We start from the raw sequence: 25,775 nt of genomic DNA on the forward strand, positions 1-25,775 counted from the left end.
CACCGGGCGCGTGCCGGACCGGGACCGGCCCGGCACGCGCTGCGGGCCGGTCAGGCCTGGCCGGTGAGCGCGCCCGCCACCGGGCCGAGCGGCGGGGCCCACTCGCGGATGTCGGCGGCGGAGACGACGCCCGATGTCGTGAAGGGGTCCTTGTCCACGATCGCCTGCACCGCGGACTTGTCCTCGGCGCGGAAGATCAGCAGGCCGCCGGGGGCCTCCGCGGGCGCCCAGGCGCCGGCGACGAGCAGGGACCCGCTGTCGACGAACTCGCGCAGGTAGTCGCGGTGGGCGGGACGGGTGGCGTCCCGCAGCTCGGTGTCGTCGGTGTACGTGTAGATGACGGCGAAGGTCGTGGCCATGCCGCCGATCCTCGCACGCGCCGGACGCCGCCCAGGACGATCACCGGTCGACTTCGGCGGGTTCTGACCGGTCGGCCGGCGCCCGCGTCCGACCTACGGCGCGGGTGCCGGCTCGTCGCCGAACCGGTCGAGCGCGTCGCTGTGCCGGGCGAGCGGGTCGTCCGTGCGGTGCACCCGGAAGCGGCAGGCGTCGTCGCCGAGCGACAGCAACGAGGTCCGCTCCGACACCAGCCCGCCCAGCGCCGGGTCGAGCGCGGTCATCCAGTTGGCGTCCCACGCGCACAGCACGGTCGTGACCGGCCGGGCGTCGTGCCGGTCGAAGAAGTCGCGGAAGAAGCAGCGCCCGATCCGCATCTCGAAGGTGCCGTCCGTCCGCTCGAAGGTGGTCTCGTAGTAGTCGCCGTACATCGCGAAGTCGGCGCGGCAGGCGTCGTCGACGGCCCCCAGCGGGTCCTCGCGGCGGGCCAGCGCGCCGAACGCGGCGTCGACGGTGCGGCGCAGCATCGCCCCGAACACCCGCTGCAGGTAGCGGATCGTCCGGACCCGGTCGCCGTCGAACAGCGGCAGCAGGGTCTCGAAGGCCGCCAGCACCACCGAGCTGAGCGCCAGCATCCCCCGGGACGGCCCGTCGACCGGCAGGTCCGCGTCCTGCTCGGCCAGCTCCGCGGCCCGGGCGCGGATCGCGGCCATCAGCTCCTCCTCGCGCTCGGGCGCCGCCCGGTGCAGGTAGTCGCCGATGCCGTCGAGCAGCTCCCGTGGGGCGAACCGGCCCATCAACCAGCGCCCCTCCTGCTCGAGCACGGCGGTCCTCGCCCGGTCGCGGTGCCCCGTCACGCGTGCTCCGAGGGTGTGGTCCGCCATGACCCCTCCCGTGCTCGGTCCGCGGCTCGGCCGCCCCGGTGAGGCGCGGCACCCTGCCAGCCCCGCGCCCCGCCGGCCTCGTCCGGCCGGGGTGAGACCGGCGCCGCCGGCCAGGCACCCGGCCACTCAGCGGCCGCCGGTCAGGCCCTGCTTCGTGTAGTAGCGGCAGGTGCGCGCGGCGATCGGCAGCGGGGCGCCGGGCGGGGCCGGGTACATGTCGTGCTCGACGATCGCGGTGAGCGGGACGCCGAGGGCGTCGAGGTCGGCGAGCAGGGCGGGCATGTGCGGCTCGCCCGCGTCGGGCTCGACCATCGTGCCGGCCTGCACCGCGTCGGCGAAGGACATCCGCTCCGCGCGGACCCGGGCGAGGACCACCGGGTCCACGGACTTGAGGTGCACGTACCCGATCCGCGAGGGGTGCCGCGCCACGATCGCGCGGTTGTCCCCGCCGGCGTAGGCGACGTGCCCGGTGTCGAGGCACAGCCACACGGTGTCCGGGTCGCTGACCTCGAGGAACCGGTCGATGCTCGGCTCGTCGGCCACGTGCGTGTCGGCGTGCGGGTGGAACATCTGCCGGACGCCGGACTCGTCGAGCAGGATCCGGCCGAGCTTGGACTGCGCCGTGCCGAGGGTGTGCCACTGCTCGCCGGTGAGCTCGGCGGGTTCGAGCAGCTCACCGGTGTGCAGGTCGGTGTACATCGCGGGCAGCGTGATCAGGTACGGCGCGTCGAGCGCGGTGAGCAGCCGGGCGATCTCGCGGCACTCGGGGAGCGTGGTGGCGAGCGTGTCCCCGCCGCGGTGCAGGGCGGTGCCGGCGGTCGCGCCGGTCAGGGTGAGCCCGCGGCGGCCGAGCTCGTCGCGCAGCTGCTCGGCGTGCGTGGGCAGGTAGCCGTAGGGGCCGAGCTCGACGGCGGTGTACCCGGCGGCCGCGGCCTCGTCGAGGAACCGGTGCCAGGGCACCTGCTGCGGGTCGTCGGGAAACCAGACGCCCCAGGAGTCGGGGGCGGTGCCGAGGCGGACGTGGGTCAGGGTCGGCGTCGCGGTGCGGGTCGGGTCGCTCATGAAGGTCCTCGGGTGGAGGTCGGGGGACGACGGGTGGACTCCCGGGCCGGGACCGCGGAGGCGATGGTTCCGCGGCCCCGGCCGGCCCACTCACCGGGTATTGCGCGCCGCGTAGTCGGCGACCTTGTCGATGTTCGACGAGTCGACGTAGGACGGGCCGGTCAGGACCGGGCGGCCGCCGCCGATGTCGTTGCCGTTCGTCAGGTTCAGCCACAGGGCCTGCACGGCCAGGTAGCCCTGCAGATAGGGCTGCTGGTCGACGGAGAAGTCGATCTTCTCCTCCTTGATGCCGGTCACGACGTCCGGGCTGAGGTCGAAGGTCTCGATCTTCGCCCGGCTGCTCGTCGACTCCTTCGCGGCGAGGGCGGCGGAGGCGATGCCGGCGTCGAGGGTCACGACGTTGCTGATCGACGGGTCCTGCTGCAGCTTGGCGGAGATCGTCTGCTGCACGGACGGCAGGTCCGAGCCGTTGACCTGCAGGGTCTCCGTGCCCGGGAAGCTCTTGGCGACACCGCCGCAGCGGGTCTCCAGGGAGATGTTGCCCTGCTCGTGGACCACGCAGAGGACCTTCGTGCCGCCCTCCTGCGCAATGCGGGTGCCGGCGCTCTGCCCGGCGAGGTCCTCGTCGGAGCCGAAGAACATCGACGCGCCGTAGTCCTTGTAGACGTTCATGCCGGCGTTGAACGCGACGACCGGGATGCCGGCCTGCGCGGCCTTCTCCGTGGCCGGGCCGACCTGGTCGGGGTACGCGTACGTGACGGCGATGCCGGCGACCTTGCTGTCGACGGCGTTCTGCACGAAGGTCGCCTGGTTGGACCCGGCCGGGTCGTTGGAGTACTTGAGGTCGACGTTCAGGTCGCGGGCGGCCTGCTCCGCGCCGGAGCGGACCCGGTCCCAGAAGGCCGATCCCGGCGCCTCGTGGGTGATCATGGCGATCGTGTAGGACTGCCCTTCGGCGGCGCCGCCGGACTGTGCCTGGGCACCGCCCCGGCTGCTGCATCCGGCGACCGCGAGGAGGACCCCCACGGCCGCGGCGAGCACGGCGGTCGCGGTCTTGCGTGAGCGGAGCATCGTTGCCCTTTCGCTGGGTGGGACGCGGTGCGCCGGGGCCCTGGTGGTGCGGTGCGGCCGGCGCGCCGCGGTGGTCACCGCGTCAGACGGCGACCGAGGTCGGTGCGGCCACCGGGGTCGGCGAGCCGGCGGTGGCGGAGCGGACGACGGCGTCGAGGACCTCGAGGTTGTGCAGGCCTTCGGCGAAGGAGGCGCAGCGCGGGATCTCCTCGTCGCGGCCGGCGACCTCGTCGAGGAACGCCCGGGCCTGATAGACGAAGCTGTCGTTGTGGCCGACGCCGATGCCGGTGGCGTCCATGGCCAGGCCGCCGGTGATGTAGGGGTGGTCGGTCCCGACGACGACGCGGCGGAACCCGTCGGTCGCAGCGGGCAGCCCGCCGGTGGCGATCGCGAACTCGCCGGGGCGGGTCACGTCGAAGGCCACCGCGCCGTTCTCGCAGAACACCTCGAACCTCAGGGTGTTGGCGTGCCCGAACGCCACCCGGGACGTGCTGATCTCGCCGGTGGCGCCGCCGGCGAACCGGGCGGTGTAGGTGGCCCAGTCGTCGTTGTCGACGGGCTCGGTCTCGGTGCCGACCTCGACGTGGGCGTGCCCGACCACGTGCCCGAGCGGCAGCGGCCGCTCGGTGACCACCGTCGACAGCGCCGCGCCGTACACGTCCTCGATCGGGCCGGCGAGGAACTCGGCGACGTCGGTGAGGTGGCTGCTCAGGTCGGCCAGCGCGCCGGTGCCGGGGCCGCCGCGGTAGCGCCAGCTCATCGGCGCCTTCGGGTCGGCGCCGTAGTTCGTCCAGTACTGGGCGTTGACGTGCAGCGGACGCCCGAGCCGGCCCGACCGCAGCTGCTCGCGGACCGCGGCGATCCCGGGGGCCCGGCGGAAGGTGAAGCCGACGCGGGCGACGATGCCGGCCGCCTCGACGTCGTCGATCATCGCCCGGGCGTCGGCCGGGGTCGGCGCGAGGGGCTTCTCGCAGAGCACGTGCTTCCCGGCCGCGGCCAGCTCGCGGACGATCTCGCGGTGCAGGCTGTTGGCGACGACGACGCTGACCACGTCGACGTCGTCGGCCTTCACGATCGCCTCCCAGCTCGTGTCCGCGCGCTCGAAGCCGTAGCGGGTGGCGGTGTCCTGCGCGAGGTCGGCGTTGATGTCCGCGATCGAGACCAGCCGGACCGGCGGCAGCCCGGTCGAGAAGACCGTGCCCGCGGAGCGGTAGCCGTGGGCGTGGGCCCGCCCGGCCATCCCCGCTCCGATGACGGCGACACCGATGTCCTGACTCATGTGCACTCCGAGCGTCGAGGGCTCCAGCCGGACCGGCCGACTAGATCGTGAGACTAGATCGTGTTAGTAGCTCGATCTAGTCGTGTAGTGTGCGGACGAGCCGCCCTGCCGTCAAGGGCGGATCGGGGAGGTTGTCGATGGTCGAGCAGGACCGGGCACGCGGGACCGGGCCGGGGGCGCGGGAGCGCCGACCCGACCGGAAGCCGACGATGGCCGACATCGCCCAGCACGTCGGGGTGTCCCGGGCGCTGGTGTCGATCGTCTTCCGCGGCAAGGAGGGCGCCTCGGAGGAGACGCGCCGGCGGATCTTCGAGGCGGCGGCCGAGCTCGGCTACCGGCCGGACTCGCTGGCCCGCGGACTGCGCAGCAACCGCACCCGCACCCTGGGCGTGCTGTTCGACCTGCGCCGGCCGTTCGAGGTCGAGCTCGTCGAGCACATGTACCCCGCCGCGGAGCAGCTCGGCTACCACCTGCTGCTCGGCGCCGTCACCCCCACCCGCGGCCAGGAGCACGTCGTCGACGAGCTGCTGCGCTATCGGTGCGAGGGGCTGATCGTGGTGGGGCCGGACCTCGACGGGCACCGGCTCGACGCGATCGCCGACGAGGTCCGCCTCGTCGAGGTCGGCCGTGCCGTCACCCGCGGTCCCGTCGACGTCGTCCGCAACGACGACGCCCTCGGCACCCGGCAGGCCGTCGAGCACCTCGTCGCGCTGGGCCACCGGCGGATCACCCACATCGACGGCGGCCCCAACCCGGGCGCCTCCGACCGCCGGGCGGGCTACCAGCGGGCCATGACCGACCACGGGCTCGCCGGGGAGATCCGGGTGGTGCCCGCCGGGTACACCGACGAGGACGGCGCGGCCGCCGGGCGACGGCTCCTCGACGGCCCCCTGCCGACCGCCGTCATCGCCGCCAACGACCAGGCGGCCATAGGGCTGCTCGACGTGATGCTCCGGGCGGGGGTCCGGGTGCCGCAGGACCTGTCCGTGGTCGGCTACGACGACTCGCGCTTCGCCAAGCTCCCCGGCATCGACCTCACCTCGGTCCGCCAGGACATCCCCGGCATGGCGGACTTCGCGATCAAGGCCGTGGTCGAGCGGCTCGACCTGCCCGAGCGGGAGCCGAAGCAGATCGCCCTCCCGCCGCAGCTCGTGGTGCGGGGCACCACCGCTGCGCCGCACGGGGCGTAGGCGGGGCGGCGATCACGGGCAGGAGGTGCGCGCGCCTCCGCCCGTGATCACGGGTCACCGCCACCATCCCTCGACGGGATGACGCGGGTGCCGGCCCCGGAAGGGCGATGCCGTGAGGAACGCATCCAGCAGGCCGGCTGCCCGCTGCGCGGTGCAACGAGCGACTCCTGCCCCGGATACTGCTTCGTCCGACTCGTCAACCGGACGGGGGACCCCGGGGTGGTCTTCACACGCTTCTCACTCCATGATCGCGAGCTGAGTGCGCGTGCGGCTGGCGAAACTGCCACTGCCGCACGCAGATGGCGATCAGGGGCGGAGCCGGGGACGCCGGACGCCCCGTGGTGGTGCGGGGCCGGTCATCCGGCGCTTCCGCTCCGCCACGGTTGACGATGACGCCATCGTCAACAACCCTCTCGGTGACGACGTCGTCGCGGCCACGGCCGCGCCCCACGGATTGCCGAGGTCCCGACCAGCGTGTTCACCCGACTCCTGATCGCCAACCGCGGCGAGATCGCCGTCCGGATCGCCCGGGCCGCCGCCGATCTCGGCATGCCGTCCGTCGCGGTGCACACGACCGACGAGCCCGACGCGCCGCACGTCGCGAAGGCCGACGCCGCCGTCGCCCTGCGGGGGGCCGGCGTGGCCGGCTACCTCGACGTCGACGACGTGCTGCGGGCCGCGGAGGAGGCGGGCGCCGACGCGATCCACCCCGGCTACGGGTTCCTGAGCGAGAACCCGCGGTTCGCGCAGGCGTGCGCGGAGCGGGGAATCCGGTTCGTGGGGCCGTCGCCGGAGATCCTCGCGGCCCTGGGGGACAAGACGCGGGCCCGCGACCTCGCCGAGGCCGCCGGGCTCCCGGTGCTCGCCGCCGCGGACCGGGACGGCGCGCGGGCGCTGCTGGCGGTGACCGGCGCCGTCATGGTGAAGGCGGTCGCCGGCGGTGGCGGCCGCGGGATGCGCCGCGTGACCGATCCCGCGCAGCTCGACGAGGCCCTGGGCCGCTGTGCGTCCGAGGCCGGCGCGGCGTTCGGCGACGACCGCGTCTACGTCGAGGAGCTGCTCACCCCGGCCCGGCACGTGGAGGTGCAGATCCTCGGCGACGGCACCGGTGCGGTCACCCAGCTCGGCGAGCGGGACTGCTCGATCCAGCGCCGGCACCAGAAGATCGTCGAGATCGCGCCGAGCCCGGGGCTCGACCCGGAGGTGCGGGCGCGGCTGCTCGCGGCGGCGGTCCGGCTCGGCGGGTCGGTGCGCTACTCCGGCCTGGGCACGGTGGAGTTCCTCGTCAGCGGCGACCGGATCGCGTTCATCGAGGTCAATCCCCGCCTGCAGGTGGAGCACACGATCACCGAGGAGGTCACCGGCGTCGACCTCGTGCAGACGCAGATCCGGCTGGCGGCCGGCGCCACGCTCGCCGAGCTGGGGCTGACCCAGGAGGAGGCGCCGGAGCCGCGGGGCGCCGCGCTGCAGGCCCGGATCACCCTCGAACGCACCAACCCGGACGGCACGACCACGCCGTCGGCCGGCGTGCTGACCGCGTTCGAGCTGCCCGCCGGGCGCGGGATCCGGGTCGACGCCGCCGGGCACACCGGCTACCGCACGAGCCCCCGCTACGACCCGCTGATCGCCAAGCTCGTGGTGCACTCCGCGGACTTCGCCACCGCCGCGGCCCGCACGCACCGGGCGCTGTCCGAGGTGCACGTCGGCGGCGTCGAGACGAACGTCGACGTCCTGGCCGGGATCGTCGGGCACCCCGCCTTCGCCGCCGGCGAGCTGACCACGGACTTCCTCGACACCCACCTCGCCGAGATCCTCGCCGCGACCCGGCCGCACCGGTACGTCGAGACCGCCGCGGACCTCGCCGCGCCCGAGGAGCGCCGCGAGGTCGACGGGGACGCGGTGCGGGCCGAGGCGCCCGGCACCGTCGTGGCCGTCGAGGTCGCCGAGGGCGAGGTCGTGCGGGCCGGCCAGGCACTGGTCGTCGTCGAGTCGATGAAGATGGAGCACGTCGTGGCCGCGCCCGCGGCCGGGCGGGTCGGCGCCGTGGTCGTGGAGGCCGGGGACACCGTGGCCCCCGGCGACGCCCTGCTCGCCTTCACCTCCGACGCGGCGGCGGCCGAGGAGGCGGAGGCCGCGGCCGCCGTCGACCTCGACCACGTCCGCCCGGACCTCGCCGAGGTGCGGGAGCGGCACGCCCTCGGGCTCGACGAGCACCGCGGGGCTGCCGTCGAGAAGCGGCACCGCACGGGGCTGCGGACCGCGCGGGAGAACCTCGCGGACCTGTGCGACGAGGGCAGCTTCGTCGAGTACGGGCCGTTGGCCATCGCCGCGCAGCGGCTGCGCCGGTCCCTCGACGACCTCATCGAGCGCACGCCCGCGGACGGCATGCTCGCCGGCACCGCGACGATCAACCGCGACCTCGTCGGCGAGGAGAACGCCAACGCGGTGGTGCTGTCCTACGACTACACCGTGCTCGCCGGCACCCAGGGCTGCACCAACCACAAGAAGAAGGACCGCGTCTTCGAGCTCGCCGAGCGGCGGCGCTGGCCGGTGGTGGTCTACGCCGAGGGCGGCGGGGGCCGGCCCGGCGACACGGACGGCAGCTGGGCCTCCATGCTCGACGTCCCGGCCTTCGAGCTCTTCGCCCGGCTCTCGGCCCGGGTGCCGCTGGTCGGCGTGGTCGCGGGCCGGTGCTTCGCCGGCAACGCCGCGCTGGCCGGGCTGTGCGACGTGATCATCGCCGTCGAGGGCACGAGCCTCGGCATGGGCGGGCCCGCGATGATCGAGGGTGGCGGCCTGGGCGTGGTCGCGCCCGACGCCGTCGGGCCGATGTCCGTGCAGGTCCCCAACGGCGTGGTCGACGTCCTGGTCCCCGACGAGGCCGAGGCCACCCGCGTCGCCCGGCAGTACCTGTCGTACTTCCAGGGGCCGGTGCGCGAGTGGGAGGCGCCGGACCAGCGCGCGCTGCGCCACGTCGTCCCCGAGAACCGGGTGCGGGTGTACGACATGCGGGCGGCGATCGAGGGCCTGGCCGACGTGGACTCGGTGCTGGAGCTGCGCCGTGGCTTCGCACCCGGGATGATCACGGCCCTGATCCGCGTCGAGGGCCGGCCGATGGGGCTGATCGCCAACGACCCCACCCACCTCGGCGGCGCGATCGACCACGACGGCGCGGACAAGGCCGCCCGGTTCCTGCAGCTCTGCGACGCCTTCGGGCTGCCCGTGGTCTCGCTGTGCGACACCCCCGGCTTCATGGTCGGCACCGAGTCCGAGACGCACGCGACGGTGCGGCACTTCAGCCGCATGTTCTCCGTGGGCGCCAACCTCTCGGTGCCGGTGGGGCTGGTCGTCACGCGCAAGTGCTACGGCCTCGGCGCGCAGGCGATGATGGGCGGCTCGCTGAAGGCCCCGGCCTTCGCGGTGGCGTGGCCGACCGGCGAGTTCGGCGGGATGGGCCTGGAGGGTGCGGTCCGGCTCGGCTACCGCAAGGAGCTGGCGGCCGTCGCCGACCCGGCCGAGCGCGAGGAACTGTTCCGCAAGTACGTCGCCGCCGAGTACGAGAGGGGCAAGGCGCTGTCGGTGGCCACCGTCTTCGAGATCGACGACGTCATCGACCCCGCCGACACCCGCCGCTGGATCGTCTCCTCGTTCCCGGAGCGGAAGGTCGGGCCGCAGCCGGAGAAGGTGCGGCCGAACATCGACACCTGGTGACCCCGCGGCGCCGGCCCCCCGCGGTTCCGCGGGCTGCTTGCGCCCGCTCGGTAGCGTGGGCGCGTGACCGACCCGACGCTGGGCGAGCTGACGGTGGGCGTGGAGGGCCTCGCGCTGCTGCGGCTGCTCCACGCCGACGGCGCCGACGCGGCCACGGCCCGGGCGACGCGGATGGCGGAGACCCGGGACGTGCTCGGGCGGCTGGAGCGGGACCCGTCGCTGCAGGGACCGCTGGGGGTGGAGCTCGACCTGCGCGAGGGGTACGCGCGGTGGGCACCGACCTACGACGGTCCGCTGCGGCTGTTCTCCATCGAGGAGCCGCCGATGCGGAGCCGGTTCGACGCCTGGCCCGCCGGTGAGGTGCTCGACGCCGCGTGCGGGACCGGGCGCCACGCCGTGCGGCTTGCGGAGCGGGGACATTCCGTGGTCGGCGTCGACCAGTCCCCGGACATGCTGGAGCGGGCCCGGGCGAAGATCCCGGGCGGGCGGTTCCTCGAGGGCACGCTCACGGACCTGCCCCTGCCCGACGCGTCGGTCGACGCCGCCGTGTGTGCGTTGGCCCTGGTGCACGTGCCCGAGCTGGAGCCGGCGGTCGCGGAGCTGGCGCGGGTGGTCCGGCCGGGCGGGCGGATCCTGGTCAGCGACGTCCATCCGTTTCTGGTGCAGCTCGGCTGGCAGGCGCAGTTCCCGAGCGCGGCGGGCCGCGCCTACGTGCGGCTGCACCGGCACCGGGTCACCGACTACGCGCGGGCCGCGCTGGCGGCGGGGCTGGTCGTGCACGGCGCCGAGGAGCCGGTGCTCACACCGGAGGCCGCCGTGACCCCGACCGTCGAGCTGGTTCCGGAGGCGACGCGGACCGCGTTCGTGGGCCTGCCCGGCGTGGTGGTGTGGGAGCTCGCCCGGCCCTGACGCCTACGGCTCCATGCGCATCCGCCAGGCGTCGACGACCAGCTCGGCGAGCCGCTGCGGACCGACCTTCTCCAGGCGCACCATCACCAGCGGCAGCCCGTCGTAGCTCGGCGTGGTGAAGAACAGGTCCGGTTCCCCGAGCAGCAGCGCCTGCTTCTCCGCCTCGTCGCCCACGTACAGCACGGCGATGTCCGTGCGGAGCACCCGCCGCTGCCCCGGCACCCGCTCCGGGTAGGACCAGACGAACCCGCGCCCACCCACGCGGAAGTCGAACCCGTCGCTGTCGATCTCCTCGACGCCCGCCAGGGTCAGCGCCAGCCGCCGCACGTCCTCCGCGTCAGCCACCGCCCCTCCCGATCACGTCCGGGAGCGTAGCGAGGGGGACCGACAGAACGGACACGTCGTGGGTGACTGCCGACCGTCAGGAGTGACTGCTGCGCGTCCCTCGCCTACCCTGCAGGTGTGACGCCCACCTCGGACGTCGACCGGGCGGCACCGTCGCCGCCGGCGGTCGACAGCAGGACCCGCATCCTGGACGCGGCGGTCGCGTGCCTGGTCGAGGAGGGCTTCAGCGCCGCCACCACGCTGCGGATCCAGGCCAGGGCGGGGATCTCGCGGGGCCGGCTGCTGCACTGGTTCCCCTCCCGGGAGGCGCTGCTGCTCGCGGCCGCCGAGTACCTGGCCGACGAGCGGATCCGGGAGACCGTCGAGCGCATCGACACCCACCTGCCCGCCGACGTGCCGGGGCCGGTCCGGGTCGCGCACGTCGTCGAGTTCATGTGGCTGACCTTCCACGAGCCGCACTTCTGGGCCGCGATGGAGATCTGGACCGCCGCCCGGACGAACGACCGCATCGCCGCCGCGCTGCTCCCGGCCGAGCGTCGCCTCGGCGGGGTGATCCGGGCCGGGGTGGACCGGATGTGGGGTCCGGAGCTCGCCGGGCACCCCCGCTACCCCCAGCTCCGGGAGATGTTGGTGACCAGCATGCGGGGCGCGGCGCTGACCTACTCGTTCGACCACCGCGACCCCCGGCGTGACCCCCACCTCGCGCACTGGACGGACGTCGCGAGGGTCCTCCTCGAGATCTGACGCTCCGGAAAGTGTGGACGGCAGTCAGCATTGACTGTCGGCCGTCCGTCGTCGTAGCCTCGTCGCGCCGCACCCCGGCAGGTCAGCGCCGACCTGCGGCTTCCGGTCGATCGACCGTGACGGGGTGACCCACCGAGACGTCGGCACGGGCCTGCAGGCAGCCAATCAGTCAGAGTTGACCGACCTCGAGCCCGGTGGCCGCGGTCTGCACCCTGGAGACGACAATGCAGTCAGACGCCGACGCGGCCCTCCCCGAGGCCGCGCCGCCCCGCCGTTCCGCCCGGGCGTCCGTGGCCGCGGCCCTCTCGACCTCCCTCGAGTGGTACGACTTCTTCATCTACTCCACCGCGGCCGCGCTGGTGTTCAACACGACCTTCTTCGCGACGGACAGTGCGGTGGTCTCCGCGCTGAACTCGTTCGCCACCGTGGCGGTCGGCTTCATCGCCCGCCCCATCGGCGGCATCGTCGCAGGTCAGCTCGGCGACAAGTACGGGCGCAAGCCGGTGCTGGTCGGGGCGGTCGTCCTGATGGCCGTCGCCACCTCCCTGATCGGGTTCGTGCCGGCCACCCAGGCCGTGTGGCTCGCGCCGACCATCCTCGTCACGCTGCGGGTCTGCCAGGGCCTCGCCGTCGGCGCACAGTGGGGCGGCGCGGTCCTGGTCGCGACCGAGAACGCGCCCGCGCACCTGCGCGGCTACTACGGCAGCTTCGCCCAGCTCGGCGTGCCGATCGGTGTCGTGCTGGGCAACGTCGCGTTCCTGCTCGCCACCGCCTTCGCGTCCCCCGAGGCGTTCGTCACATGGGTGTGGCGGATCCCGTTCTGGATCAGCCTGGTCATGCTGCCGATCGCCTTCGCCATCCACCGCTACCTGGAGGAGACGCCGGAGTTCCGGGCGGCCGCCGCGAAGGCGGCGGCGCAGCCCCAGGTGCGCCGCTCGCCGTTCTTCGAGGTCCTGCGCCGGAACCCGGGCGCGATCCTGACCGCGGCCGGCGCGAACACCGTCGGCATCGTGTTCTTCTACGCCACGATCACCGGCTCGGTGCAGCTCGTCACGACCTCTCTCGGCGTGGCCCGGTCCACCGTGCTGACCTGGATCCTGATCGCCTGCGTGGTGATGATCCCGCTCGTGCCGTTCTTCGGCTGGTTGTCGGACCGGATCGGCCGCAAGCTCGTCTTCGGCCTCGGCTCGGCCGCGATGCTGGTGTGGGCCGTGCCGATGTGGCTGCTGATCGCCGCGTCGGGGCCCGACCGGATCTGGCCGTTCGCGGTGGCCGTGCTGGGCGCCGTCGTCGCGATGGCACTGCAGACGGGCACCCAGGGCACGCTCTTCGCGGAGCTGTTCCCGCCGGAGATCCGCTTCTCCGGGGCCTCGCTCGGCTACCAGATCTCCGCGATCGTGGGCGGGTTCGCCCCGTTCGTCACCGTCGCGCTGATCAACGGCGACCCCGCCAACGCCTGGCGGGTCGGCGTGCTGATCGTCGTGCTCGCCGCCGCCGCCCTGCTGTGCCTGCAGCTCATCAGCCGCCGCCGCTACCACTCCACCGCCGCCCCGGCCGCCGCCACCGGCACCGAGGCGACCGCGGCCCGCTGACGCCGGAGGCCCCCGTGCAGACACCCACCTCGGACACACCCTTTCCCGACGCGATCGCGCAGACCGATCCCGGGCGCCCGGCGTACGTCATGGCCGACAGCGGTCGGACCGTGACCTACGGCGAGCTGGTCGACTCGTCCCGGGCGATCGCCGCCCTGCTCCGGTCGCGCGGGCTGCGGCACGGCGACTGTGTCGCGATCCTGATGGAGAACACCGCGGACTACCTGCCGGTGGCCTGGGCGGCGCAGGGGAGCGGCCTGCGGTACGTCGGGCTGCCGGTCCGGCTCGAGCCGGCGGAGGCGGCCTACATCCTCCGCGACTCCGGTGCCCGTGCGCTCGTCGTCAGCCCGGCGTACACCGGGCGGGCAGCGTCGGCGCTGCGCGAGGCGCCCGGGGTGGGGCTGCGGCTCACCACGGGTGCCGCGGAGGAGGGGTTCGAGGAGCTGGCGTCGGCGGTCGCCGCCGCCCCGCCGGTCGTCCTCGAGGAACGGGAGGGCGTCGACCTGCTCTACTCCTCGGGCACGACGGGGCGGCCGAAGGGTGTCGCCGCGGCCCTTCCGCTGGCCCCGCTGGGCACCCCTCCGGGTGTCGCCACCCTGCTGCACGACCGTTGGGGGCTCGACGAGAAGGCGGTCTACCTCTCGCCCGCCCCGCTCTACCACGCCGCGCCGCTGCGGTTCTGCATGACGGTGCACCGGTACGGCGGCACGGTCGTGATCATGGAGAAGTTCGACGCTGCGGCCGCGCTCGAGCTCGTGGAGCGGCACCGGGTGACCCACACCCAGATGGTGCCGACGATGCTGATCCGGATGCTCAAGCTGCCGCCGGAGGTCCGGGCGGCGCGCGACCTGTCGTCGCTGCAGGTCGTCGTGCACGCGGCGGCCCCGTGTCCGGCCGAGGTCAAGCGGGAACTGATCGACTGGCTCGGGCCGATCGTGCACGAGTACTACTCGTCGACCGAGAACTACCTGTTCACCGCGATCGACTCCGAGGAGTGGCTCACGCACCCGGGCTCCGTCGGACGGGCGCTGGTCGGGCAACCGCACGTCCTCGACGACGACGGGACGGAACTGCCGCCCGGCGAGGTCGGCACGATCTGGTCCGAGGGCGGGCTGGAGTTCGAGTACCTCAACGACCCGGTCAAGACCGCGGGCTCGCGCAACGACCGGGGCTGGACCACGGTCGGCGACCTCGGCCACGTCGACCGGGACGGCTACCTCTTCCTCGCCGACCGCCGGTCCGACCTGGTGCTGTCCGGCGGCGTGAACATCTACCCGCAGGAGGCGGAGAACGTCCTGGTCGGCCACCCGGACGTCGCCGACGCCGCCGTGTTCGGCATCCCGCACGACGAGATGGGGGAGGTCGTCCACGCCGTCGTCCAGGTGCAGCCGGGGCGGGTTCCCGGCCCGAAGCTCGCCGAGCAGCTGCTCGCCTGGTGCCGGCAGCACCTCTCGACGTACAAGTGTCCGCGTGCCCTCGACTTCGCCGACCGGCTCCCGCGCCAGGCCACGGGCAAGCTGTTCAAGCGCGAGCTGAAGGAGCGCTACGCCGCCCGTTCGGCAGGCTGACCTCACTGCACGAGCGGCCGCAGGACGCGGTGCGCCCACTCGGCCAGGGTGGTGGGGGTGGTGGTGAGCGCCGTGCGGGGCGGGTCGGACCGGAGGCCCCGCGTCCCGGCCGTCATGCCGACGATCCCCTCGACCGCCCCCTCGCCGAGGCCGGCAGCGCGGAGGGCGGCGCGGACGTCGTCGTCGGAGAGGCGGTGGTAGGTGACGGGCCGGCCGAGGACCTCGGCGAGGACGGCCGCGACCTGCGCGTACGTGAGGTCCTCAGGCCCGTGCACGCCCTGGACGACCCGGCCCGACCAGTCCCGCGCGAGCAGGCGCGCCGCGGCGACCTCCCCGATGTCGCGCGGGTCCACCCACGCCATCGGCTCCTCCGGGTCGCGGGCGGCGGCGAGGACGCCCTGCCGCAGCCCGTCGACGTCGGCGAGGAGGTTCGTGCAGAAGTAGCCGCAGCGCAGGTGGGTCACCGCGGCACCGGTGGCGTCGAGCAGCTCCTCGATGCGCCCGAGCCCGTCGATGTGCCCGGCGCCGGACCGCAGCTCGGCGCCGCCACTGCTCAGGAACACGTTCCGGCCGACCTCGCGGGCTGCGGCCGCGAACACCTCGCCGAGCGCGGCGGACTCCTTCACCGGGTCGTCCGCGGTGTGCGGGGTGACGTCGAGCCAGAACGCGGCCTCCGCCCCCGCTGCGGCCTCCCGGACGAACGCGCGGTCGGTGAGGTCCCCCTGCCGGACGTCGGCGGCGGCGCGCACGACCGGGTCGAGCCGCGACGGGTCGCGGACCAGCAGGGTCGGCCGAGCCCCGGCCTGCAGCAGCAGGTGCACGACCCGGCTCCCGACACGACCGGTGGGGGCGGTGACGACGATCCGTTCGCTCATGACCACTGGCTACGCCCCAACCCTGACAGGAGCGGTCAGGGACGGGCGCCGGATACGTCCGTTCGCCCGTTTCGTGTACGTAGTTCTCCCCGTCGCGCGGGACCCGTCGGGACGCGCACAGTTCCTCCATGACGATCCGCCTGGTCACCGGGACGGCCGGGCTCGACGGAACCGCCCCGGACATCCCGCCGCACGACCGGTGCCGTTTCCGGGCCGCGGCCCACCACGCGCGCCGGCTCTACCCCGGCTGCGTCGGCGAGCTCCTCCATCGCGAGCTGGTCGCCTACGCCGACTTCGGGCACCGCTTCGACCGCGAGGCGCTCGTACCGCGCCTCGCCGACGAGATCCTCGCCAGGCCGGTCCACCCGGTCGACGAGCATCAGCCGGGGGCGTAGGCGCTCCAGTCCGGCATCTCGGTGCCGTGGAGGGAGGCCTCGAGCCGGTCGAGGTACCAGTTCCAGCCCGCCTCGACGTCCGCCGGGTCGAGCCCCGGGACCAGCCGCTGGCTGAAGACCAGCTCCGTGCCCCCGCCGGCGGGGGCGAGGTCGACCTCGATGAGCCACGCCTGCCCCTCGGGCCCGTCGGGGACCTCGACGGCGAGCCGGTGCGGCGCCGCGCACTCGTGGATCGTCACGGTGACCGGCTCGGCCACGGCCCCGCCCGCGTCGACCTCGCCGGTCACGGTGAGCTCCACGGTGCCGCCGGCGCGGCCGGTGCCGGTGTAGGAGCCGAACCAGCGGGCCAGCCGGGCGGAGTCGGTGAGCGCCGCCCAGACCTCCTCGACCGGGTCGGGATACGTCCGGTGCAGGATCAGGGTGCGGCGGTCGCCGGGGTCAGGCAGTGCCACGGTGCTCTCCCGTCGGGTCGGCGGCGCGCCGGGCGCGACGGCCGCGGTGGAGTTCGGTGTCGAGGGCGTCGAGCCGCGCGGCGGGCCCGACCGGCGGGGCGTCGTCGGTCAGGGGGCGGAACCTGCCGAGCCAGTCGTCCAGCTCGGCGAGCCCCGCGCGGCGGAGGGTGTAGACGCGGTGCTGGCCCCGCACCGCGGACTCGACGAGCCCCGATTCCCGCAGGACCCGCAGATGCCGGCTCACCGCCGGGCGCGTGATCGGGAACCGGGCGGCGATGTCGCCCGCCGTGGCCGGGCCCTCGGCGAGGAGCTCGACGACCTGCCGGCGCAGGGGGTCGGCCAGCACCGCGAACGCGTCCACGGGAGATATGTAACCGCAGACGTACTTAACCGGCAAGTGCACACATCGCGTCGCGGTTTCGGCCGTCGCCGGGCGGGGATGCCGACCGTGACCATCCCGGCGCCCAGGGAGGACCCGTGCCGAACCCCGACACCGACCCGCGCGACGACGAGGCGGCCGAGCCCGTCGACGCGCCGACCCGCGACGTCGACCCGGGCACCGCGCGCCCGACCGACGACGGCCGCGACGACCGCACCGACGCCGAGCGGGAGGCCACCGAGTTCGGCGGGGAGTGAGGCCGGGCCGACGGCGGTCCGGAGTCGCGTCTGGGACGGATCAGCGTGCCTCGTGCGGGTGGACCGCGACGATCGAGCCGTCCGGGCGGGCCTCCAGGTAGCCCGTCTCGCCGTACTCGTTCGACGCGTAGACGGCGATCCGCGGGCCGGTGCCCTCGTCGTCGATGATCAGGTAGCGGCTGGTCGGGTCGGGCACCTTCAGGCTCTCCGGTGCCCCGGCCACCAGCCCGAGCGCGGTCGCCGCGTCGATCGTCGCGAGGTCGACGACGGGCTGGTCGGCGTCCCGGGTGCCGGCCGGGCTGGGGCCGTCGAGGCCGCCGCGGTAGGTGTAGGACTGCGCGCGGCCCGGCGAGCCCTCGACCGGCACGGTCAGCACGGCGTAGTCCGGGTAGATCGTCGCATCGGCGACGACCGCGGTGCCCAGCCGGGAGCGGAGGTCGTCGACGAGGCGGCCGAAGCCCTCCGGGGTGTGCAGGCCGGCCGGGGTGACGACGACCGGGGCGACCTGGCGGCCCGCCGCGGCGGTCTCCCCGGCCGCGACCGTGGCCGGGGCGCTGGACCGGGCCGCGGCGTGCCCGACCCCGAACCCGACCCCGAGCAGCGCCAGCGCGACCAGCACGCCGGCCCAGCGCGTCCCGCGGGAGCGCTGCGGCCGGTCCGGGGGCAGGAGCGCGATCGGGCGCTCGAGCTGCAGGTCCGCGACGAGCGCCTTCAGCTCGCCGAGGGTGGTGGCCCGCAGCGCGGTGGCCGTGCGCTCGCGGTGCTCGGCCCCGTCCATCTGCCCCTCCGCGTACGCGGCGTCGAGGGCGTTGCACAGCGCGTTCCGGTCCGCGTCGCGGGCCCGGGTGCGGAGGGAGGACACGGCCGAGATCGTAGGACCGGGGTCACACCACACCGGACCGGGGCCGCCGGTCGGTGCTGGTCAGCGCCGGTCCGGCTCGGATCAGCCCGGGTCGGTGCCGATCAGGGCAGCTCGTAGGGGTCCTGCGGGGCGGCGACGGGCCGGACCTCCAGCGCGGTGATCCGCGCGGTGTGCGTGCCGTCGCCCGCGGTGTAGGTGCCCGTGACCTGCTGCCAGGAGTTCCGCGCGGGCACCCGCTCCGCCGGGGCACCGGCCGTCTCGACGAGGTAGCTGCGGGCGTCGGCGGCGCAGCAGCTGATCACCATCCGGCTCAGGTACCAGCCGCCCTCCTCGCGCGGTGTCACGAAGCCGGTGAGCACGACGGTGTGGCCGGCCAGCGTCCGGCCGTCGTCCCAGGCGGCACGCTCGGCGTAGTCGTGCAGCTCGACCGCGACCGGGTCGGGCCCCGCCAGGGTCTCGGTGGCCACCGCCGCCGGGCGCGGGACCTCGGCACCGGCGCGGTCCGCGGCGAAGGCGCCCAGCGCGGGCGGCGGCACGAGCAGCACGAGGAACACGGGCAGCACCAGCAGCCAGCCGACGCCCGGGACCCGGGAGTGGTCGTGCCCCTCGGCCTGCTCGTCGGCGCGGAGCCGTTCGAGCGTCTCGCGGTCCGCGGCGAGCGGGCCGCGGGTGTGCACCCGTGCCCGGGCCAGCCGCGCGGCCCCCGCGGACTCCTCGGGGGCGGCACGCAGGCCGGCGACGACCCCCCACAGGCCGGCGGCCATCAGCAGCCCGCCCGCGATCGCGAGCAGCGGCCCGTGCCCGGGGCGGACGTAGTCGACGTGGTTGCCGAAGACGACCAGCTGCACCGCCACCGCGCCGAGCACGAACAGCAGGATCGGTGCGACGAGCCGGTTCACAGCAGGATCCCGCCGACGACCGCGCTCACCACGACCGCCACCACGAAGGTCGCGGGCGCGAAGTGCTGGGCGAACCGGCGGCCGAAGGTGCCCGCCTGCATCGCCACCAGCTTGAGGTCGACCACCGGCCCGACGACGAGGAACGCGAGCTTCGCCGTCAGGGAGAACCCGGACAGCCCGGCGACCACGAAGGCGTCGGCCTCCGAGCACACGCACAGCACCACGGCGAGCAGGGCCAGCACCAGCAACGAGACGACGGGGACGCCGCCGATCCCCGCGGTCCAGGCCGGGTCGACGACGACGTTGAGGGTCGCGGCGGCCAGCGCGCCGACCGCGAGGTAGCCGCCGGCGTGCAGGAAGTCGTGCTGCAGGGTGGTGCGGAAGCGCTCACCGCGGGTGCCGCCCTCGCGGTGCGCGGGCCGCGGGGGACGCAGCCACTCCGGCCGGCCCAGCGCCGACCACAGCCACCCCATCACCAGCGCCACCGCGAGCGAGCCGACGGCCCGCGCCACCACCATCTCCGGGTTCTGCGGGAAGGCGACGGCCGTCGCCACCAGGACGATCGGGTTGATCGCCGGGGCCGAGAGCAGGAAGGCCAGGGCGGCCGGCGCGGCCACACCTCCGGCCATCATCCGCCCCGCCACCGGGACGGACGCGCACTCGCACCCGGGCAGCACGCCGCCGGCGATCCCGGCGACCGGCACCGCGGCGGCCGGCCGGCGGGGCAGCACGCGAGCGAGCGCGCCCTCCGGGACGAAGGCCGAGATCGCCGCCGACAGCATGACGCCCAGCACCAGGAACGGCACCGCCTGCAGCACGATCGCCACGAACACCGTCGACCAGGTCTGCACGGCCTCGTTCGTGCCGAGGACGAGCTCGAAGGCGTACCGCCCGACCAGCGCCGCCGCCGTCACGCCGAGCAGGACGATCGGCACCACCGGCAGGGGCGGCGGCTGCCGCACCCGGTCGCGGTGCCCGGCGGGGCGCCCGCCGTCGGCTCGGGTCTCCGTCACGCGTTCCCCTTCCGTGGGCCCTCTGCTTGTCGGGCCAAGGCGGGAGCCGTTACGGATCGAGGTTCACGTCACGGGATCCGCTCGAGCAGGTCGACCGCGACGGTCCCCTGCGGACGACCCGCGACCAGCAGCGTCCGTCCCCGCACCTCCACCACCGTCGAGGTGGTGCCGACGCGGGCCCGGTAGCGGCCGTCGGGCGGCAACGCCACGCCGTCGGGAACCGCCGGCCGGGCCCCGTCGGCCCGGGCGAGCACCCGGTGCGGGCGGCCGAGGACGTTCCGCGCCCCGAGGAGGTCCCCCGCCGCGACGAGCGCGCGGACGCGGGTGGACGAGCAGCCGGGCAGCAGCGGGACGCCGTGCGCGGTGAAGTCGTGCCGGGCACCGAGCCGGCGGAGCAGCCGGACGTCGCCGACCCCGCGGTGCCCGAAGCGGAAGTTCTCCCCGACGACGACGTCGGTGGCGCGCAGGGCGCGGACCAGCACGTCCCGCACGAAGTCGACGGCCGGGGTGCGGGCGACCTCGCCGTCGAACGGCAGCACGAGGACGGCGTCGGCGCCGTGCGCGCGGGCCAGCTCGGCGCGCCGCTCCAGGGTGACGACCGTGGTGGTGTCGCGGGCCGGCCCCGCCACGGTCGCCGGGTGCGGGTCGAAGGTGGTGAGCACGACCGGGAGCCGGCGACGCCGGCCCAGCCCGACCGCCCGGTCGAGCAGCCGCGCGTGGCCGCGGTGCAGCCCGTCGAACACCCCGAGGGTGACCACGGACCGGCCCCACCACCAGGGGACCTCGTCGAGGCCGTGCCAGTACCCGCCGGACCCGGCGCCGGACTCGGTCACGGGCACGGGTCCGGTCGGGGGTCGTTCGAGCGTGACCGTCATGGCGGTCTCCCTGTCGGACGGCGGTCCCGCCCGGCCCCGGGCACGCGGGGCCGGACGGACACCGGATCGGACGGACCTCAGGCGGGCTCGAGGACGAAGTCGTAGACCGTCCTCCAGCTGCCGTCGGACTGCTGCCGGGGGTCGAGGACGAGCTCGTCCTTGGTCGCGGAGGCGACGTCGGAGTCGAGCCACTCACCACCGGCGAAGTAGAGCTGGGTGGTGATCCGGCGGTGCCCGCCGGCCCGCACCATCAGGTGCAGGTGCGCGGGCCGCCACGGGTGCCAGCCGGCGGCGGCGATCATCGCGCCGGTCGGGCCGTCCGTGGGGATCCGGTACGGCGCGGGCTTGATCGTGGTGATCGCGAAGCGGCCCTCGTCGTCGGTGACGATCACGCCGCGCAGGTTGCCGTCGGGCAGGTGCGGCGCGAACCCGGAGTAGTAGCCGTCGGCGTCGGCCTGCCAGAAGTCGATCTCCGCGCCGGCGAGCGGGCGGCCGTCGAGGTCCCGGACCCGGCCGGAGAAGACGAGCGTCTCGCCCTTCTCGTCCGGGCGCATCGGCAGGGTGGCGAGGGAGCCGAGCCGCTGCTGGCCGGGCAGGTAGTACGGGCCCTCGATGGTCCCGGAGCTGCCGTGCTGGGTCTTCGCGGCGACCTTCTCGACCTCGTGCTCGATAAACACGTCGAGGAACAGCGGCCACTCGCCGCCCTCGCCGACGTCCATCAGCCAGCGCTTCACGGCCTGGAACTCGGGGTAGGTCACCTCCTCCTCGCGGATGACCTGGTGGATCGCCTCAAGGGTGCGGCGGATGAGCCGGTCGGCGCGCTCCGTGGAGGTGGCCGCCGATCCGCGGCGCTCGCTGCTGGCGCGGAAGGCCTCGGAGGCGTTGGCGCCGGAGCCGGCGGCAGTGGGGGAGGGTTGGGTGGTGGTCATGGCTCAGCCCCGGTTCTTCAAGAAGGAGACGTCGTCGTTGCCGATGAGGTCGGGCACGGTCCAGCCGTCGAGGTCGTACTCGGCCAGGCACTGCTCGGCCAGGCCCTTCATGTGCGCGGTGGTGCCCTGGGCCTCGGCGGCGAAGAGCAGCTCGGCCTTCACGTTCTCGTGGTTGCCGGAGTAGTTGCGCTCGTAGAGCTCGTGGCGGCCGCCGAACTCCGAGCCGACCGCGTCCCACAGCGCCTTCATGACCTTGACCCGGTCGACGGCCTCGTAGCCGTTCGAGCCGCGGACGTACTTGTCCAGGTACGGCCGGACCTCGGGGGTCTTGAAGTCGATGGAGTGGGAGTTGAGGTAGATCAGGCCGGACGCGACGTCGGACTCGATGATCTCCTTGATCCGCGGGTAGGCCTGGATCATCAGCATCCGGTAGGTCAGGCCGTAGTCGAGCTTGGGCAGCAGCGTCCCGCCCTGCCACTCGTCGGGGTTGCGGGCCATGGCGTCGGCGAGCGCGAAGAACGTGTTGCGCCAGCCCACCACCTCGCCGACGCGGGTCTGCACGCCGCGGAAGTCCTTGCTGCCGGTAATCTCCAGGGCCTTGAGCAGCAGGCCCGCGATGAAGTCGATCTTGGTGGCGAGCCGGATGCAGCCGTGGAAGGTGAAGCGCGGGATGAACCCGGAGACCGGGAAGAAGCCGTTGATCTTCTCGATGTCGCCGTAGAGGAAGACGTTCTCCCACGGCACCAGGACCTTGTCGAACACGAAGATCGTGTCGTTCTCGTCCATGCGGGAGGAGAGCGGGTAGTCGAACGGGCTGCCCATCACCGCGGCCTGCTGGGTGTAGGAGGTGCGGCAGATCAGCTTGATGCCCGGCGCGTCCATCGGCACCGTGCAGATGAGCGCGAACTCCTTCTTCTTGATCGGCAGCCCGTAGTGCGCGATGAAGTTGTAGTTCGTGATGGCCGAACCGGTGGCGACGACCTTCGCGCCGGACACGATCAGGCCGGCGTCGGTCTCCTTCTCCACCTTCATGAACACGTCGCCGACCTCGTCCGGCGGGAGGTTGCGGTCCACCGGCGGGTTGATGATCGCGTGGTTCCAGTACAGGACCTTCTCCTGCGACTCCTGGTACCAGCGCCGCGCGTTGTCCTCGAACGGCGCGTAGAACTCGCTGTTCGCGCCCAGGGTGCCGAGGAAGCTGGCCTTGTAGTCGGGGGAGCGGCCCATCCAGCCGTAGGTCATCCGGGACCAGGTCTCGATGGCGCGGCGGTCGGCCAGCAGGTCGTCGACCGAGTGCGGGGAGCGGAAGAACGGGTGGGTGACGCCGCCGTTGCCGGTGTCGGTCGGCACCGTCAGCTTGTCGCGGGTGGCCGGGTCGTGCAGGGCGTCGTAGAGCCGCGCGGTCATCCGTACCGGGTTGCGGAAGGCGGGGTGGGTGGTCACGTCCTTCACGCGCTCGCCGTAGACCCACACCTCCCGGCCGTCCTGGATGGACGAGATGTACTCGTCACCGGTCATGGGAGCGGTCGCGGTGGGCGCCGCGGCGTCGAAGGCGGTGCGGTCCTGCTGGAGCGTCATGGATATGGCCCTTCTTCTGCGGTGAACGACGGGTCGTGACGGGCGGGATCAGGCGGCGTGCGGCCGCAGGGGCAGGAAGCGGGTGCTCGCGTCGAACCAGCCGGCCTCGGGGCAGTCGAGCGAGCCGCCCCAGTGGGTGCCGGTCTCGCGCGGGCCGAGCTCGCGGAACGCGCCGGCGTAGAACAGCAGCGGATCGGTGTCCGTGACGGCGATGTGCTCGACCTCGCCGACGACGATCAGGTGGTCGCCGCCGTCGTAGGTGCGCCACGGGCGGCAGGAGTAGACCGCCGCGGAGCCGACGAGCACCGGTGCGGTGGGGCCGTCGGCCCACTCGGGACCCGGGTCGGCCGGGCGCCCGGCGAAGTGCCACGCGGTGTCGAGCTGGCCGGCGCCGAGCACGTTCACCGCGAACGGCGCCCCGTCGAGGTAGCCGCACGCCTTCGACTTCCGGGTCAGCGTCACCTGGCAGAGCGCCGGCTCGAGCGAGACCGCGGTGAAGGCGTTCACCGTGGCGCCGTGCGGGGTCCCCTCGTCGTTCCGGCAGGTCACCACGGTGACGCCGGTGGCGAAGCGGCCGAAGGCGTTGCGCAGCTCCCGGGGCGGAACCGTCATCTCGCACCTCCCTGTGCGGTGGTCGTACGCTATGCGTACAAGCTGCACGCTTTGCGTTCAACGGGTTGGAGAGTGCCCCAGGCCACGCGGAGCGGTCAAGCCCCCGTTCCCGAGAGCGGTACGGAAGGATGGGTCCGATGAGCACCGGCGACACCGAGCGGGGGAGCGAGCGGGACTACGTCCAGAGCCTCGAACGGGGCTTCGCGGTCCTGCTCGCCTTCGACGAGGAGATGACCACGCCGACCCTCGCCGAGCTCGCCGCCAAGACCGGTCTCTCCCGGCCCGCCGTGCGCCGCCTGCTGCTCACGCTGCAGCGGCTCGGCTACGTCGAGAACCACGGGACCCGCTGGTCACTGACCCCGCGGGTGCTCACCATCGGGCAGCACTACACCGCCACCAACGCCCGCATCGAGCTCGCCCAGCCGCACCTGCTCCGGCTCGCCGAGCGCACCGGCGAGTCCGCCTCGCTGGCCGAGCTCGACGAGTTCGACGCCGTGTACGTCGCGCGCGTGCCGGTGCGCCGGATCATGAACATCAACGTGGCGGTCGGCTCCCGCGTGCCGGCCCACGCCACGTCCATGGGCCGGGTGCTGCTCGCGTGGGCGGGTCCGGCCCGCATCACCCGCTTCCTCGAGGAGGCGCCGCTGCGCGCCCACACCTCGCGGACGATCACCGACCCGGCCGAGCTGCGGATGGCGCTGTCCGAGGTCCGCGAGCAGGGCTGGTCGATCGTCGACGGCGAGCTGGAGGAGGGGCTGCTCTCCGCGTCGGCGCCGGTGCGGGACCGGACGGGCGCCGTGGTCGCGGCCCTGGCCTCCTCGACGTCCGCCGGCCGGCTCGCGCCGGAGCGGCTGCGCGAGGAGACGGTGCCGCTGCTGGTCGAGACCGCCACCGCGATCTCGACGGAGCTGGGCTGGTCCCCGCGCACCCCGCCCGTCGTGCGCGACGGGTTCTTCTGAGAACCCCACGGCCCCGCAGCCGAAGCCCCTTCGACGGGGGGCGATCCACCGATTCCCTTCACCGCGGCCGGGGTCACAGCGTCGCCCGCAGGTGGTCGACTGCCGCGGCGTGGATCTCGGCGCTGCGCGGCACGGCGGCGGAGGCCCAGTAGAGGGCGTGCACGAGCCCGTCGACCCGGCGGGCGGTGACCGGGACCCCGGCTTCCCGCAGCTGCGCCGCGAATGCCTCACCCTCGTCCCGCAGCGTGTCGAACTCGGCGGTCACGACCAGCGTCGGCGGCAGCCCGGCGAGGTCGCCGGCGTCGAGGGCCAGCCGCGGGTCGGTGAGATCCTCGGCTCCGCGCACGTACTGCGCGCCGAACCAGGCGAGCGCATCGAGGTGGATCAGGTAGCCCTCGGCGAACTCGCGCCGCGACGCCGTGTCGGCGGTCGGGGAGACCAACGGGTACAGCAGCACCTGGGAGCGCACCGAGGGCTCGCCGTCGTCGCGTGCCCTCGAGACCGCCGCCGCGGCGAGGTTCGCGCCGGCGCTGTCGCCCATGACCGCGATCCGGTCGGGATCGCCACCGTGGGCGGAGATCTCCTTCGCGGTCCAGCGCAGGGCCGCCACGACGTCGTCGTGCGCCGCGGGGAACCGCGCCTCGGGGGCGCGTCGGTAGGTCACCGGAACGACCACGGCCGCGGCGTCGAGGGCGAGGGCGCGGGCGGGTTCGTCGACGACGTCGAGGCCGCCGGCGACGAACCCGCCGCCGTGGGCGTGCACCACCACGGGGAACGGCCCGGTGCCCGGCGGCACGTAGACCCGGGCGCGGTGGGCGGGATCGGGGCCGTACGCCACGTCGGCGACGGCCGCGACCTCGCGCGGCGGCTTCTGCAGTGTCGTGAACGAGGCGACGGCCTGCCGGGTGGCGTCCACCCCGACCGTCTCGAAGGAGCGGAAGCCGGTGCGGGCGAGCCCGTCGAGCAGGGCGGCGACGGCGGGGTCGAGAGGCATGGTCG

General features: G+C 74.2%; 26 protein-coding genes. 9 read left to right on the forward strand and 17 right to left on the reverse strand.

Annotation, left to right across the window (positions count from 1 at the left end; translation table 11 throughout):
* Positions 1–50: 50 nt before the first annotated feature.
* From PKE99_RS15590 to PKE99_RS15610, 5 genes are all read right to left on the reverse strand, one after another.
* Positions 51–359, reverse strand: a complete 309-nt coding sequence (locus tag PKE99_RS15590) for a YciI family protein (RefSeq protein ID WP_037045323.1) — start codon at positions 357–359, stop codon at positions 51–53.
* Between the two features lie 93 nt (positions 360–452).
* Complete coding sequence (locus tag PKE99_RS15595) at positions 453–1,220, reverse strand: L-2-amino-thiazoline-4-carboxylic acid hydrolase (RefSeq protein WP_037045325.1); 768 nt, start codon at positions 1,218–1,220, stop codon at positions 453–455.
* A gap of 126 nt (positions 1,221–1,346) precedes the next feature.
* The gene (locus tag PKE99_RS15600) at positions 1,347–2,282 is read right to left on the reverse strand and encodes a TIM barrel protein (protein ID WP_037045326.1); all 936 of its coding nucleotides are present in this window, start codon (positions 2,280–2,282) and stop codon (positions 1,347–1,349) included.
* 90 nt (positions 2,283–2,372) lie between these two features.
* The gene (locus PKE99_RS15605) at positions 2,373–3,353 is read right to left on the reverse strand and encodes a substrate-binding domain-containing protein (protein WP_037045327.1); all 981 of its coding nucleotides are present in this window, start codon (positions 3,351–3,353) and stop codon (positions 2,373–2,375) included.
* A gap of 82 nt (positions 3,354–3,435) precedes the next feature.
* Positions 3,436–4,632: a Gfo/Idh/MocA family protein gene (locus PKE99_RS15610; RefSeq protein WP_037045328.1), complete on the reverse strand. Its 1,197-nt coding sequence runs from the start codon at positions 4,630–4,632 to the stop codon at positions 3,436–3,438.
* A gap of 137 nt (positions 4,633–4,769) precedes the next feature.
* Here PKE99_RS15610 and PKE99_RS15615 point away from each other — a divergent pair, with 137 nt between their 5' ends.
* The 3 genes from PKE99_RS15615 to PKE99_RS15625 all read left to right on the forward strand — a co-directional run bounded on the left by PKE99_RS15615 (position 4,770) and on the right by PKE99_RS15625 (position 10,442).
* The gene (locus tag PKE99_RS15615; RefSeq protein WP_231498194.1) at positions 4,770–5,822 is read left to right on the forward strand and encodes a LacI family DNA-binding transcriptional regulator; all 1,053 of its coding nucleotides are present in this window, start codon (positions 4,770–4,772) and stop codon (positions 5,820–5,822) included.
* Positions 5,823–6,296: 474 nt separating this feature from the next.
* A complete protein-coding gene (locus PKE99_RS15620; protein ID WP_037045331.1) occupies positions 6,297–9,533 on the forward strand; it encodes an acetyl-CoA carboxylase family protein in 3,237 nt (1,078 codons plus the stop codon).
* A 63-nt stretch (positions 9,534–9,596) separates the two neighbouring features.
* Positions 9,597–10,442 (forward strand): class I SAM-dependent methyltransferase, encoded by an 846-nt coding sequence (locus tag PKE99_RS15625; RefSeq protein WP_037045333.1) that lies wholly within the window; start codon positions 9,597–9,599, stop codon positions 10,440–10,442.
* Between the two features lie 3 nt (positions 10,443–10,445).
* On the opposite strand, the gene PKE99_RS15630 is transcribed toward PKE99_RS15625, so the two are convergent.
* Entirely contained in the window at positions 10,446–10,787 is a 342-nt protein-coding gene (locus tag PKE99_RS15630; protein ID WP_037045335.1) for an MmcQ/YjbR family DNA-binding protein, read from the reverse strand.
* A 117-nt stretch (positions 10,788–10,904) separates the two neighbouring features.
* Between PKE99_RS15630 and PKE99_RS15635 the strand changes: the two genes are divergently transcribed.
* The 3 genes from PKE99_RS15635 to PKE99_RS15645 all read left to right on the forward strand — a co-directional run bounded on the left by PKE99_RS15635 (position 10,905) and on the right by PKE99_RS15645 (position 14,691).
* Positions 10,905–11,531: a TetR/AcrR family transcriptional regulator gene (locus PKE99_RS15635; protein WP_037045336.1), complete on the forward strand. Its 627-nt coding sequence runs from the start codon at positions 10,905–10,907 to the stop codon at positions 11,529–11,531.
* 224 nt (positions 11,532–11,755) lie between these two features.
* Entirely contained in the window at positions 11,756–13,123 is a 1,368-nt protein-coding gene (locus PKE99_RS15640) for an MFS transporter (protein WP_037045445.1), read from the forward strand.
* 14 nt (positions 13,124–13,137) lie between these two features.
* On the forward strand, positions 13,138–14,691 hold the full coding sequence (locus PKE99_RS15645) for an AMP-binding protein (RefSeq protein ID WP_269322986.1): 1,554 nt from the start codon (positions 13,138–13,140) through the stop codon (positions 14,689–14,691).
* A 2-nt stretch (positions 14,692–14,693) separates the two neighbouring features.
* Here the strand turns inward: PKE99_RS15645 and PKE99_RS15650 are convergent, their stop codons facing one another.
* Entirely contained in the window at positions 14,694–15,566 is an 873-nt protein-coding gene (locus PKE99_RS15650) for an NmrA family NAD(P)-binding protein (RefSeq protein ID WP_037045448.1), read from the reverse strand.
* A gap of 128 nt (positions 15,567–15,694) precedes the next feature.
* Between PKE99_RS15650 and PKE99_RS15655 the strand changes: the two genes are divergently transcribed.
* Positions 15,695–15,961 carry a hypothetical protein gene (locus tag PKE99_RS15655; protein WP_051737359.1) on the forward strand — a complete coding sequence of 89 codons (267 nt, stop codon included), beginning with the start codon at positions 15,695–15,697 and terminating at the stop codon, positions 15,959–15,961.
* Here PKE99_RS15655 and PKE99_RS15660 read toward each other — a convergent pair.
* Together PKE99_RS15660 and PKE99_RS15665 are read right to left on the reverse strand one after the other, a co-directional pair.
* Positions 15,946–16,413, reverse strand: a complete 468-nt coding sequence (locus PKE99_RS15660) for an SRPBCC family protein (RefSeq protein WP_051737360.1) — start codon at positions 16,411–16,413, stop codon at positions 15,946–15,948. The two genes, PKE99_RS15655 and PKE99_RS15660, sit on opposite strands and share 16 nt — an antisense overlap.
* Entirely contained in the window at positions 16,400–16,774 is a 375-nt protein-coding gene (locus PKE99_RS15665) for an ArsR/SmtB family transcription factor (protein ID WP_037045337.1), read from the reverse strand. The genes PKE99_RS15660 and PKE99_RS15665 overlap by 14 nt, the downstream gene beginning before the upstream one ends.
* Before the next feature lie 116 nt (positions 16,775–16,890).
* Between PKE99_RS15665 and PKE99_RS15670 the strand changes: the two genes are divergently transcribed.
* Positions 16,891–17,049 (forward strand): hypothetical protein, encoded by a 159-nt coding sequence (locus tag PKE99_RS15670; RefSeq protein WP_156067558.1) that lies wholly within the window; start codon positions 16,891–16,893, stop codon positions 17,047–17,049.
* Positions 17,050–17,089: 40 nt separating this feature from the next.
* On the opposite strand, the gene PKE99_RS15675 is transcribed toward PKE99_RS15670, so the two are convergent.
* The 7 genes from PKE99_RS15675 to PKE99_RS15705 all read right to left on the reverse strand — a co-directional run bounded on the left by PKE99_RS15675 (position 17,090) and on the right by PKE99_RS15705 (position 23,817).
* Positions 17,090–17,911, reverse strand: a complete 822-nt coding sequence (locus PKE99_RS15675) for a DUF1707 SHOCT-like domain-containing protein (protein ID WP_051737361.1) — start codon at positions 17,909–17,911, stop codon at positions 17,090–17,092.
* 101 nt (positions 17,912–18,012) lie between these two features.
* Positions 18,013–18,810 (reverse strand): TIGR03943 family putative permease subunit, encoded by a 798-nt coding sequence (locus tag PKE99_RS15680; protein ID WP_051737362.1) that lies wholly within the window; start codon positions 18,808–18,810, stop codon positions 18,013–18,015.
* Positions 18,807–19,823 carry a permease gene (locus PKE99_RS15685; protein WP_051737363.1) on the reverse strand — a complete coding sequence of 339 codons (1,017 nt, stop codon included), beginning with the start codon at positions 19,821–19,823 and terminating at the stop codon, positions 18,807–18,809. The genes PKE99_RS15680 and PKE99_RS15685 overlap by 4 nt, the downstream gene beginning before the upstream one ends.
* A gap of 68 nt (positions 19,824–19,891) precedes the next feature.
* A complete protein-coding gene (locus PKE99_RS15690; protein WP_081924101.1) occupies positions 19,892–20,698 on the reverse strand; it encodes an adenylyltransferase/cytidyltransferase family protein in 807 nt (268 codons plus the stop codon).
* 77 nt (positions 20,699–20,775) lie between these two features.
* Positions 20,776–21,627, reverse strand: a complete 852-nt coding sequence (gene catA / locus PKE99_RS15695) for a catechol 1,2-dioxygenase (RefSeq protein WP_037045340.1) — start codon at positions 21,625–21,627, stop codon at positions 20,776–20,778.
* Between the two features lie 3 nt (positions 21,628–21,630).
* Positions 21,631–23,205, reverse strand: coding sequence for a 4-hydroxyphenylacetate 3-hydroxylase family protein (locus PKE99_RS15700; protein ID WP_037045341.1), 1,575 nt, complete (start codon positions 23,203–23,205; stop codon positions 21,631–21,633).
* A 48-nt stretch (positions 23,206–23,253) separates the two neighbouring features.
* The gene (locus PKE99_RS15705; RefSeq protein WP_037045342.1) at positions 23,254–23,817 is read right to left on the reverse strand and encodes a flavin reductase family protein; all 564 of its coding nucleotides are present in this window, start codon (positions 23,815–23,817) and stop codon (positions 23,254–23,256) included.
* A gap of 128 nt (positions 23,818–23,945) precedes the next feature.
* Here PKE99_RS15705 and PKE99_RS15710 point away from each other — a divergent pair, with 128 nt between their 5' ends.
* Entirely contained in the window at positions 23,946–24,776 is an 831-nt protein-coding gene (locus PKE99_RS15710; protein WP_051737364.1) for an IclR family transcriptional regulator domain-containing protein, read from the forward strand.
* A gap of 73 nt (positions 24,777–24,849) precedes the next feature.
* Here PKE99_RS15710 and PKE99_RS15715 read toward each other — a convergent pair whose 3' ends face one another.
* Entirely contained in the window at positions 24,850–25,770 is a 921-nt protein-coding gene (locus PKE99_RS15715; RefSeq protein WP_037045346.1) for an alpha/beta hydrolase, read from the reverse strand.
* Positions 25,771–25,775 lie beyond the last annotated feature (5 nt).

The sequence above is a fragment of the Pseudonocardia halophobica genome (genome assembly GCF_027922425.1).
Taxonomy (GTDB): domain Bacteria; phylum Actinomycetota; class Actinomycetes; order Mycobacteriales; family Pseudonocardiaceae; genus Pseudonocardia; species Pseudonocardia halophobica.